We start from the raw sequence: 10,623 nt of genomic DNA, 5'->3' as shown, positions 1-10,623 counted from the left end.
GGCCGGCAGGGCGGCGAGCGCGGCGGCGCCCAGCACGGCGGCGCCGCCGAACAGCAGCAGAAGCAGGGCGGACGGTCCTCGCGCGACGCCCGCGCCGATGCCGCTCGACCTGCCCTGGGCGTCGATCAGCCAGTGCGCGAGGGGCAGCCCCAGAGCCGTGGCGACGAGGACCGCCGCGAAGGCCGTGCACCCCGTGGCCGTCACGGTGATCGCGGTGATCTGCCGCGGCGTCAGCCCGATCGCCTTCAGCGCCAGCAGATCCCGCTCGCCCTCTCGGACCGTGCCGCCGATCGCGGTGAGCAGCTCGATGAGCCCGATCAGGGCCAGTACGGCGATCAGTCCCACGACGACCCCGCGCAGCGGTGAGAGCCCGTCGGCGGGGTTGGTCACGGCGTGCACGTCGAAGCGTCCGTGCGCGGCGGTGGCCAGCTCCGTGGCGACCCGGTGGGGGTCCGCGCCCGGGCGCAGCCGGAGCTGGTAGAGAGTCGGCCGGAGTTCCGGGTCGTTCTCGCGGAGAGTGTCGAGCGAGGTGGAGATGACCCGGCCGCCGTTCTCCGGCTCGATGCTCCGCCCCACGATGTGCAGGATCTGTGGCTGAGCGCCCACGGTCACGCGCACCCAGTCGCCGACCCGCACGTCCAGCAGGTCGAGCAGTCCCTGACCGGCCACGGCCTCGTCGGCGCCGCGCGCCGGGCGGCCCTCGGCCAGCGAGAACGGGTAGGGGTCCTGGCGCGTGCCGAGGCCGCGCAGCGCGATCGTTCCGGTCTGGCCGGGGACCAGGGCGGGCACCTGGATGCCCGGGTGGACGCCGGTGACCTGCGGGTTCCGGTCGAGCAGGGCCCGTACGCCGGAATCGCTCAGAGTCCCGTCCGGCCGGACGGTGAGCGCGGCCGCGAGACCGAGCTGCTCGGGCCTGCTGTGGAAGCGGTCGATGGTCGTCCAGGCGCTCATGGCCACCACGATCAGCAGCAGGGGCAGCGCGAGGCGGGCGACCGTGGCCGACGAGCGCGGCCGACGGGTGAACGCCTTGTGCCAGCCCAGGACCAGCGCGGACGGCAGCCGCAGGCCCAGCGCCCCGCGTGCCAGACGCGGCAGCCCGCCACCGAGCGGTGCCGCGGCGCGCAGTCCCGGCACCGGTGACACCCGTCCGGCCCGCCACGCGGCGAGCCCGGTCGTCGCGGCGATGAACAGCACCGCGCCGGCGGGCACCGAGACGAGCGCCGCGGTGTGTCCCGGCAGTCCCTGCCACACACCGACCGCGTCCCCGAGACGCCCCGGGACCCGGCTGCCCAGCGCCTGCGTGAGCGCGCCCGCGAGCACGGCGCCCAGCAGGGCGAACGCCACGTGCTGCAGCAGGAAGATCCGTACCACCTGGCCCGGCGTGAAGCCGATCGCCTTCAGCACCGAGATGTCCCGCAGATGGCCACGGATACGGGTGCCGATCGCACCGTGCACGGCGAGCCCGGCGGCGACCAGCGCGCCCAGGCCGAACAGGCCGAGAACCTGCCCGAGCAGCCGGTTGTCGCCCTGCGCCTCGGCCCGCGCCTGCTGCCAGGAGGAGACCTCGGTGACCGCACCGGCGCCGAGCAGGGTGACGGCCCGCTGGACCGCGTAGTCGGTGTCGCCGGGATCGGTCAGCCGCAGCCCGATCACCTGCCCGGCGCGTCCGGCGGTGCCCCGCACCGCCGACGGGAGCGCCCACACCAGGCCGGACCGCTCGCCCGGGCTGTACCGGGGCTCGGAGCTGTCGGCCACGCCCAGCACGGTCAGCTCCCGGGCGGTGCCGGGCACGGTCAGGGTGTCGCCCGGTTCGGCCCACAGCGCCCGGGCGAGGCTGCTCTCCAGCACCACGCCGTCCGCCTCGGCGGGGTCGAGCCAGCGTCCGGAGGCGAGCAGCGGGCGTCCCGTGGCGGGCTGCTCGGTGGCGCCGCGCAGTTCGACCACGGCACGGGTTCCCCGTGACTCGACGGCGGTCGCGGCCGTGCGGTAGGGGCCCGCGACGGAGTCCACGCCGTCCACGTCGGCGAGGCGGTGCGCGTCCGAGGACGGACCGGTGTGGATCCACACGTGCGCGCCGTGCGACTGGGTGAAGACCCGCTGCCAGGGGTTGGTCGCGTAGCCGAAGAGCGCGGTGGCCAGCAGCAACGAGGCGACGATGCCGGCGGTGGCGAGCACGATGAACAGCGCCTCACCCCGGTGGGTGCGCAGATCGGCGTGCGCCCAGCGCAACGTGGCACGCATTTCAGTCCTTCAGTTCCAGCACGCCGGATATCCCCAGGCCCCGCGACGGCGTGCCGTCGAGTTCCGCGTCGTCGGCGATCCGGCCGTCGAAGAAGCTGATCACCCGGTCCGCGGCGCTCGCGAGCCGCGCGTCGTGGGTGACCAGCACGATCGTCTGGCCGCGCTGGTGGAAACGCGACAGCAGCCGGGTCACCTCGCGGGTGCCCTTGCTGTCCAGGCTGCCCGCGGGCTCGTCGGCGAGCAGCAGGGGCGGATGGTTGACCAGCGCCCTCGCCAGTGCGACGCGCTGCTGCTCACCGCCGGACAGCTCGCCCGGCATGCTGCGCTCCTTGCCCTGGAGGCCCAGCTCGGCGAGCAGGTGTTCGCGCTCGGCGCGCGCCTTCTTGGGGGAGGCCCCGGCGAGCAGGGCGGGCAGCTCGACGTTGTCGGCGACCGACAGGTTCGACACCAGGTTGAAGAACTGGAACACGATGCCGATGCGGCGCCGGCGCTCGACCGCCCAGCGGGCCTCGCCGTATCCGGCCGTGCAGACGCCGTCCAGCCAGATGCTGCCGGAATCCGGCCGCTGGAGCCCGCCGAGCAGATGCAGCAGGGTCGACTTCCCGGCGCCGGACGGGCCGGTGACGGCCACGAACTCGCCCCGCCGTACGGAGAGGTCGACGCCGCGCACGGCGTGTGCGGGAGCCCCCTCGCCGTAGTGGGTCTTGACCAGGTTCTCCGCGCGCAGCACAGCGGTCTCCCCGGCAGGCGGCGAAGGGCTCTCGGGCCGCGCCGACGGGTTCTCGGCGCCCGGTACGGGAGCGGTGCGGCTCATCCCTGCTCCTCCAACTCCTCCTGGCAGCGTTCCAGCCAGTCGAGGTCGGCCTGCAGATGCAGCATGGCGCCCTCGATGAGCAGCTGGGAGATGCGGTTGTCCCGGTTCTCGGTCGTGGCGAGCTTCGACAGTTCGCGCATGGTGTTCAGATACCGGCGCCGCTGCTTGTTGATCAGGCCGATCTGGTCGGCGAGACCCGTCTGCGGCGCGAGCGCGAGCTTCATGAAGAACTCGTCCCGTACCCGCGGTTCGTCCGCCGTCTCCTCGTACCAGGCGCGCAGCGCCTCACGCCCGGCGTCGGTGAGGTGGTAGATCTTCTTGTTGGGCCGGCTCGACTGCTCGACTTCCTCGCCCTCGATCAGTCCCGACTTCTCGAGGCGGCCGAGCGTCACATAGATCTGGCCGACGTTCGGCTGAGGGTACGCGGAGCCCAGCAGTTGCTCAAGGCCCTGCTTGAGCTCGTAGCCATGGGCCGGGCCGCGCGCCAGCAGGGCCAGGAGGGGCAGCCGCACTCGTGCTCTCCTCCCCCTCTTCTCTCTCTTTTTCTCGGTTCGCCCTCGGGGCGTCCCGGCCGCTCACGGCATGCTCGTCATCTGTTGCGGACCCAGGGGTCGAACACCCATGAGCCGGGGGCCAATGTGCCGGGGGCCCTAGTATCGCCCATACCTAACAGGTATACATGGCCTCTGACTCCGGGCGAAGGTGCCCGGTGCCGGTGTACAGGGAGGAACCTATGCGGTGGATACGCGCCGCCGGTAGGGGCCTCCTGGTCGTCGCGGTGGTCCTGTCCGGTTACGTCGCCTCGGGCTCGCCCGCCGACAGGGCGCGCGGGGGCGGACGCGGTCCGCTGACGCTGGCCACCGCCGGTGACCTCACCAACTATCTCGGGCCGCTGCTCGACGACTGGAACCGCGCGCACCCCGGCGAGAAGGTCACCCTCGTCGAACTCCCCGACTCCGCGGACGAGACCCACGCGCAGATGACCACCGACCTGCGCGGCGGTGACCGGAGCCGCTTCGACGTCCTCAACATCGATGTCGCGTGGACCTCGGAGTTCGCCGCCGCGGGCTGGATCTCCCCGCTGCCCCGCGACCGCTTCCCGCTCGACGGCTTCCTGCCTCCGGTGGTCGACACGGCGAGGTACGACGGGAAGCTGTACGCCGTCCCCTACGTCACCAACGCCGGTCTGCTCCTCTACCGCAAGGACATCCTGGCCAAGGAAGGCGTCGCGCCGCCGCGCACCTGGGCCGAGCTGGAGAAACAGGCGAGGACCATCGCGCCGAAGTACGGACTCGACGGATACGCGGGCCAGTTCCTGCCCTACGAGGGCCTCACGGTGAACGCCGCCGAGGCGGTCTACTCGGCGGGCGGCACGATCCTCGGCGACGAGGGCGAGCGCGTCACGGTGGACTCCGCGGCGGCCCGCGAGGGCATCGGCTTCCTCGCCGACGGCGTCCGCGACGGCTGGATACCGAGGAAGGCGCTGACCTACAAGGAGCAGGAGTCCAAACAGGCCTTCCAGGACGGCCGTCTCCTCTTCCTGCGCAACTGGCCCTACGCCTACGTCAGTGCCTCCGCCCCGGGATCGGCCGTCGCGGGGAAGGTCGGCGCGGTTCCGCTGCCCGGTCCCGACGGACCGGGGACGAGCGTGCTCGGCGGTTCGAACCTCGCGGTCAACGCGCAGGCGGAGCATCCCGATTCCGCCGCGCGGCTGATCGCGTACCTCACGAGTGAGCGGGTGCAGCGGCAGGTCCTCACCAAGGGCGCGCTGCCGCCCGTACGGGCGGACCTGTACGAGGATCCGGAGCTGGTCCGGGAGTTCCCGTACCTGCCGACGCTGCGTGCCGGTGTGCGCGCCGCCGCGCCGCGCCCCAAGAGCCCCCATTACGACCAGGTGAGCCTCGTCGTGCAGGCCGTGGTGCACGACGCGATGGCCGGGCACCAGACGCCCGAGGCCGCCGTGCGCCGGCTGGCGCGCGAGCTGGCGGACATCTCGCGCCGGGGCTGAGCCCCTTCCTCGTCGCATCCAGCGACCCCTTCCTAGTTACATGTTAGGTAACGCCACCGTCTCGCCTTGGGCGTGCAGGTCCAAAAAATGGGCATTTAAAGGGGCAGCTTTCCGCTACCTCCTGCCTACTCGTTGACATCTCCGCGACATGCCTACCTAACATGCATGCATAACCAAAGGCACGCACAGACAGGTCAACGGGTGACGCTCAACACGCACCGCTGGTGGCGCGACGCAGTGATCTACCAGGTGTACGTCCGGAGCTTTCTGGACAGCACCGGGGACGGCATCGGCGATCTCGCCGGCGTCCGGGCCGGACTGCCGTATCTGAAGAAGCTCGGGGTCGACGGCATCTGGCTGAGCCCCTTCTACCCCTCGCCGCAGCACGACCACGGCTACGACGTGGCCGACCACTGCGACGTGGACCCGCTCTTCGGCGACCTCGCCGAGTTCGACCTGCTGATGACGGACGCCCGGCGCCTCGGCGTCCGGGTGCTCCTGGACATCGTCCCCAACCACTGCTCCAGCGAGCACCCGTGGTTCCGTGAGGCGCTGGACTCGGCCCCCGGCGGCACCGCCCGCGCCCGCTTCCACTTCGCCGACGGCCGGGGACCGGACGGCGCCGAACCGCCCAACAACTGGCACGCCATGTTCGGCGGCCCCGCCTGGAGCAGGGTCACCGAGCGGGACGGCACCCCCGGACAGTGGTACCTGCACATGTTCACGCCGGAGCAGCCCGACCTGAACTGGCGCAACCCCGAGGTCGGCGGGCACTTCGACCACGTACTGCGCTTCTGGCTCGACCGGGGCGTCGACGGCTTCCGCATCGACGTGGCCGCCGGGCTCTACAAGCACCCCGACCTGCCGGACTCGCCCGACCCCGAGGCCGACGCCCGCACCCGCGACTCGGTCAATCCGCTCGCCTGGAACCAGCCGGAGGTGCACGACGTCTGGCGCCACTGGCGGTCCGTGTGCGAGGAGTACACCGCCGAGGACGGCCGGGAGCGGCTGCTCGTCGGCGAGGTCTCCGTGCCGACCGCCCGCGAACACGCCCGGTACGTACGCCACGACGAACTGCACCAGGCCTTCTTCTTCGACCTGCTGAGCGCGCCCTGGAACGCCGACGCCTTCCGCAAGGTCATCTCCGAGGCCATGCAGGACATCGCCGGCACCGGCTCGACGGTCACCTGGGTGCTCAACAACCACGACCAGGTCCGCACGGTCACCCGCTACGGCGAACTGGGCACCGAGGGCAGCGGTCTCGGTGCCGCCCGCGCCCGCGCCGCCGCGCTGCTGATGCTGGCACTGCCCGGAGCCGCGTACATCTACCAGGGCGAGGAGCTCGGACTGCCCGAGGTCGTCGACCTTCCCGACGACGTGCTCACCGATCCGATATTCCGCCGCACCGGAAGCCGGGCACGCATCCGCGACGGCTGCCGGGTGCCGCTGCCGTGGTCGGGGCACGCCTCGCCGTTCGGCTTCACCTCGGGTGCGGAGAGCGCCAAGCCGTGGCTGCCGCAACCCGCCTACTTCGCCGAGTACGCGACCGACCGCGCCCTCGCCGACACCCGCTCCTTCTGGCACCTCTACCGCGACGGACTCCAACTGCGCTCTGGACTGCCCCAGTTGGGGGAGGGGGAGCTGCGCTGGCTGGAAACCCAGCCCGGTGTCCTCGGCTTCGTCCGCGGCGACGGCCTGGTGTGCGCCGTCAACTTCGGCTCGGCACCCGCGCCCGCGCCGGTCTCCGGAACCCCGCTGCTCTCCAGCGGCCCCTGCGCGCCCGGCGTCCTGCCCGGTTCGACGGCCGCCTGGTGGATCAGCGACTCCACCAACCCCTGAGCCCTCCGGCCGAGTTCGAGTCCACGGCCTCCCCGCCGGGCCCCGCTTTCCTCCCGGCACTCCCTGACGATCCGTCAACTTCCATTTCCCCGAAGGGACATCAATGATGATGCGACGACGTACGACCCTGCTCGCGAGCTGCACCGCCCTCGCCCTGGCACTCGGCGCGACCGCCTGCGGAGGCGGCCCCGTCTCCGCGGGCGGCGGCGACAAGTCGCTCGACGGCCAGACGATCACCGTGGCCGGTGTCTGGTCCGGCAGCGAGCAGAAGAACTTCCAGAAGGTGCTGGACGCCTTCACCGAGAAGACCGGCGCCAAGACGCAGTTCGTCTCCACCGGCGACAACGTCTCCACCGTGATCGGCAGCAAGATCGAGGGCGGCAAGGCCCCCGAGGTGGTGATGGTCCCGCAGGTCGGCGTGCTCCAGCAGTTCGCGAAGCAGGGCTGGCTGGAGCCGCTCTCCAAGACCGCCGGAGCCGCGGTCGACGCCAACTACGCGAGCGTGTGGAAGGACTACGGCAGCGTCGACGGCACGCTGTACGGGCTCTACTTCAAGGCCGCGCACAAGTCCACCGTCTGGTACAGCCCCGACGCCCTCGACCAGGCGGGCGTCGAGCCGCCGACGACCTACGACGCGATGCTGAAGGCCGGGCACACGGTCTCCGACTCGGGCCTCGCCGCCTTCTCCGTCGCCGGACAGGACGGCTGGACGCTCACCGACTGGTTCGAGAACATCTACCTCTCCCAGGCCGGGCCCGAGAAGTACGACGCCCTGGCCACCCATGGGATCAAGTGGACCGACCCCACCGTGGTCGAGGCACTCACCACCCTCGGCAAGCTCTTCAAGGACAAGCAGCTGATGGCCGGGGGGCAGAAGGGGGCCCTGAACACCGACTTCCCGGGCTCCGTCGAGAAGGTGTTCGGGCCCAAGCCCCAGGCGGGCATGGTCTACGAGGGCGACTTCGTCGCCGGGGTCGCCAAGGACCAGTTCGGCAGGAAGATCGGCGAGGACGCGAACTTCTTCCCCTTCCCGGCGGTCGCCGGCGGCAAGGCCCCCGTGGTCAGCGGCGGCGACGCGGCCGTGGTCCTCAAGGACGGCAAGAACCAGAAGGCCGCCATGCGGTTCCTGGAGTACCTGACGACCCCCGAGGCGTCCGCGGTCTGGGCCGGGGCGGGCGGCTTCCTGTCCCCGAACAAGAAGCTCGACCTCGCCTCCTACGGTGACGACGTGACCCGCGAGACCGCCAAGTCCCTCGTTGCGGCCGGGGATTCGGTCCGCTTCGACATGTCCGACCAGGCCCCGGCCGCGTTCGGCGGGACCAAGGGCGCCGGTGAGTGGAAGATCCTCCAGGACTTCCTGCGCGACCCGTCCGACCCGAAGGGGACCGCGGCCGAGCTGGAGAGCGCGGCGGCCAAGGCGTACAAGGGCTGATCGCGCATGACCGCCACGCTCCTGAAAGAGGCGAGCCCGCCGCCGGTCGCCCCGGCCGACCGCAGACGGCGGGCCCGGCGCCGCGGCCGGGTCGTCGCCCTCGCCTTCGTCCTGCCCGCCCTGCTCCTGCTCGGCGCGCTCGTCGTCTACCCCGTGCTGTTCTCCGTGGGCCGCAGCTTCTTCGACGCCTCCGGCACCCGGTTCGTGGGCGGTGACAACTACACCGAGATGGTCCGCGACCCCGCCACGATCAAGGCCGTCCGCAACACGGCGATCTGGGTGGTCGTCGCCCCGACCCTGCTCACGGGCCTCGGCCTCGTCCTCGCCGTCCTCGTCGAGAAGGTGCGCTGGGCGACGGCGTTCAAGCTGCTGCTGTTCATGCCGATGGCGGTCTCCTTCCTCGCCGCGGGCATCATCTTCCGGCTCGCCTACGACGAGGACCCCGACAAGGGCGTGCTGAACGCCGCCGCCGTCTCCGTGCACGACGCCTTCACGGGAACCTCGACGTACCCGACCGCCCGCGCCCGCGACGGCCAGGGCCTCACCAAGGGAGCCGACGGCTCGTACGGCACGACCGCTCCCACGTCGCCGGGCCACACCGTCGCCCTCGGCCTGGTCGGCGTGCTCCCCGAGGACCTGCCGCAGGGCGCGCGGCCCGCGTACGACGCCGCCCGGCGCCCGGCGGCGTCCGGCGAACTGCGCGGTGCCGTCTACCTGGACTTCACCCGGGGCGGGGGAGGGGAGCAGGGCAAGGCCGACCGGAAGGAGAGCGGACTGCCCGAGATGACGGTCGAGGCGGTACAGGACGGTCACGCGGTCGCGAGCACCACCACCGCGGCCGACGGCTCCTTCCGCTTCCAGGACCTCGGCCCGGGCCCGTACACCGTGCGGCTGCCCGCGTCGAACTTCGCCCCGCCCTACGAGGGCGTGTCCTGGCTGGGACCCGCGCTCGTCACGCCGGCCGTCATCGGCGCCTACCTGTGGATCTGGACCGGCTTCGCCATGGTGCTCATCGGCGCGGGGCTCGCCGCGCTGCCGCGCGACGCGCTGGAGGCGGCCCGGATGGACGGGGCGAACGAGTGGCAGATCTTCCGCCGGATCACGGTCCCGCTGCTCGCACCGGTACTGACCGTCGTCTTCGTGACCCTCGTCATCAACGTGATGAAGGTCTTCGACCTCGTCTACATCATCGCGCCGGGCCCGGTGCAGGAGGACGCCACCGTGCTCGCCACCCAGATGTGGCTGGTGTCGTTCGGCGGCGGCAACAACCAGGGTCTCGGCAGCGCGCTCGGTGTCCTGCTCCTGCTCCTGGTGATCCCCGCCATGGTCTTCAACGTCCGCCGCTTCCGAGGGAGTCACCGATGAACGCGCTCAGGCGAGGGCTCGGCAGCAGCCTGGTGCAGGCGCTTCTCGTCGTCGTGGGCCTGGTGTGGCTCACCCCGCTCGCGGGTCTGTTCCTGTCCTCGCTGCGGTCGGCCCAGGACACCGCGCGGGGCGGCTGGTGGACCGCGCTGAGGAGCCCCGGGCAGCTGTCCTTCGACAACTACTCCGCCCTGCTGGGCAACACGGGGATGACACAGGCGTTCTGGAACACCGTCCTGATCTCCGTCCCGGCGACCGTGCTCGTCGTCGTCATCGCCGCGCTCGCCGGATACGCCTTCGCCTGGCTGGACTTCCCGGGGCGCGACGCGATCTTCCTGCTGGTGGTCGCGCTGTTGGTGGTGCCGGTACAGATCGGTCTGCTGCCGGTGGCCAAACTCTTCGGGCAGCTCGGGCTGTTCGGCACGATCCCCGGCGTCGTCCTCTTCCACGTCTCGTACGGCCTGCCGTTCGCGATCTTCCTGCTGCGCAACTACTTCGCGGAGATGCCGAAGGAGATGCTGGAGGCCGCGCGCATGGACGGGGGGAGCGAGTGGCGCATCTTCACCCGGCTGGTGCTCCCGGTGGGACGGCCGGCCATCGCCAGCCTCGCCATCTTCCAGTTCCTCTGGGTCTGGAACGACATGCTGGTCGCCCTGCTCTTCGCCGACAGTTCGGCGCAGCCGCTCACGGTCGAACTCCAGTCACAGATCCGGCAGTTCGGAAGCAACATCGATGTGCTGGCCCCGGGGGCGTTCCTGTCCCTGGTGGTCCCGGTGGCGGTCTTCTTCGCCTTCCAGCGGCACTTCGTCCAGGGGGTGATGGCGGGTTCGGTGAAGTGACGGCGGGCCCGCCGCTTCGCCCCTGTCCGTTCCCCGGAACTCCGCTCCGGGCCCGCACGTCGAACGCCGGAGAAGCCGAGGATCGGCT

8 protein-coding genes are annotated in these 10,623 nt (G+C 71.5%); 5 read left to right on the top strand and 3 right to left on the bottom strand.

The features are described 5' to 3' along the window. The 3 genes from ACFWBT_RS37980 to ACFWBT_RS37970 form a co-directional block, all read right to left on the bottom strand. Positions 1–2,241, bottom strand: a 2,241-nt coding sequence (locus ACFWBT_RS37980; protein ID WP_385707852.1) for an ABC transporter permease, incomplete at its 3' end; no start/stop codon positions are given. A gap of 1 nt (position 2,242) precedes the next feature. Continuing rightward, entirely contained in the window at positions 2,243–3,055 is an 813-nt protein-coding gene (locus ACFWBT_RS37975) for an ABC transporter ATP-binding protein (RefSeq protein WP_385707849.1), read from the bottom strand. After that, the gene (locus ACFWBT_RS37970; RefSeq protein ID WP_385707846.1) at positions 3,052–3,567 is read right to left on the bottom strand and encodes a PadR family transcriptional regulator; all 516 of its coding nucleotides are present in this window, start codon (positions 3,565–3,567) and stop codon (positions 3,052–3,054) included. Before ACFWBT_RS37970 ends, ACFWBT_RS37975 begins: the two co-directional genes overlap by 4 nt. 221 nt (positions 3,568–3,788) lie before the next feature. On the opposite strand from ACFWBT_RS37970, the gene ACFWBT_RS37965 reads away from it, so the two are divergent. The 5 genes from ACFWBT_RS37965 (at position 3,789) to ACFWBT_RS37945 (ending at position 10,535) form a co-directional block, all read left to right on the top strand. Further along, positions 3,789–5,063, top strand: a complete 1,275-nt coding sequence (locus ACFWBT_RS37965; RefSeq protein ID WP_385707843.1) for an ABC transporter substrate-binding protein — start codon at positions 3,789–3,791, stop codon at positions 5,061–5,063. 165 nt (positions 5,064–5,228) lie between these two features. Continuing rightward, positions 5,229–6,902, top strand: coding sequence for an alpha-amylase family glycosyl hydrolase (locus tag ACFWBT_RS37960; RefSeq protein WP_385707840.1), 1,674 nt, complete (start codon positions 5,229–5,231; stop codon positions 6,900–6,902). A 106-nt stretch (positions 6,903–7,008) separates the two neighbouring features. Beyond that, positions 7,009–8,334, top strand: coding sequence for an ABC transporter substrate-binding protein (locus ACFWBT_RS37955; protein WP_385707855.1), 1,326 nt, complete (start codon positions 7,009–7,011; stop codon positions 8,332–8,334). A gap of 6 nt (positions 8,335–8,340) precedes the next feature. Continuing rightward, on the top strand, positions 8,341–9,699 hold the full coding sequence (locus ACFWBT_RS37950) for an ABC transporter permease subunit (protein ID WP_385707837.1): 1,359 nt from the start codon (positions 8,341–8,343) through the stop codon (positions 9,697–9,699). Next, positions 9,696–10,535, top strand: a complete 840-nt coding sequence (locus ACFWBT_RS37945; protein WP_385707835.1) for a carbohydrate ABC transporter permease — start codon at positions 9,696–9,698, stop codon at positions 10,533–10,535. Before ACFWBT_RS37950 ends, ACFWBT_RS37945 begins: the two co-directional genes overlap by 4 nt. Positions 10,536–10,623: the final 88 nt, after the last annotated feature.

This window comes from Streptomyces sp. NPDC060027 (genome assembly GCF_042737005.1).
Classification (GTDB): Bacteria; Actinomycetota; Actinomycetes; order Streptomycetales; family Streptomycetaceae; genus Streptomyces.
The sequence above is the reverse complement of the archived record's forward strand: the minus strand, read 5'-3'. Positions and strand labels throughout refer to the sequence as shown.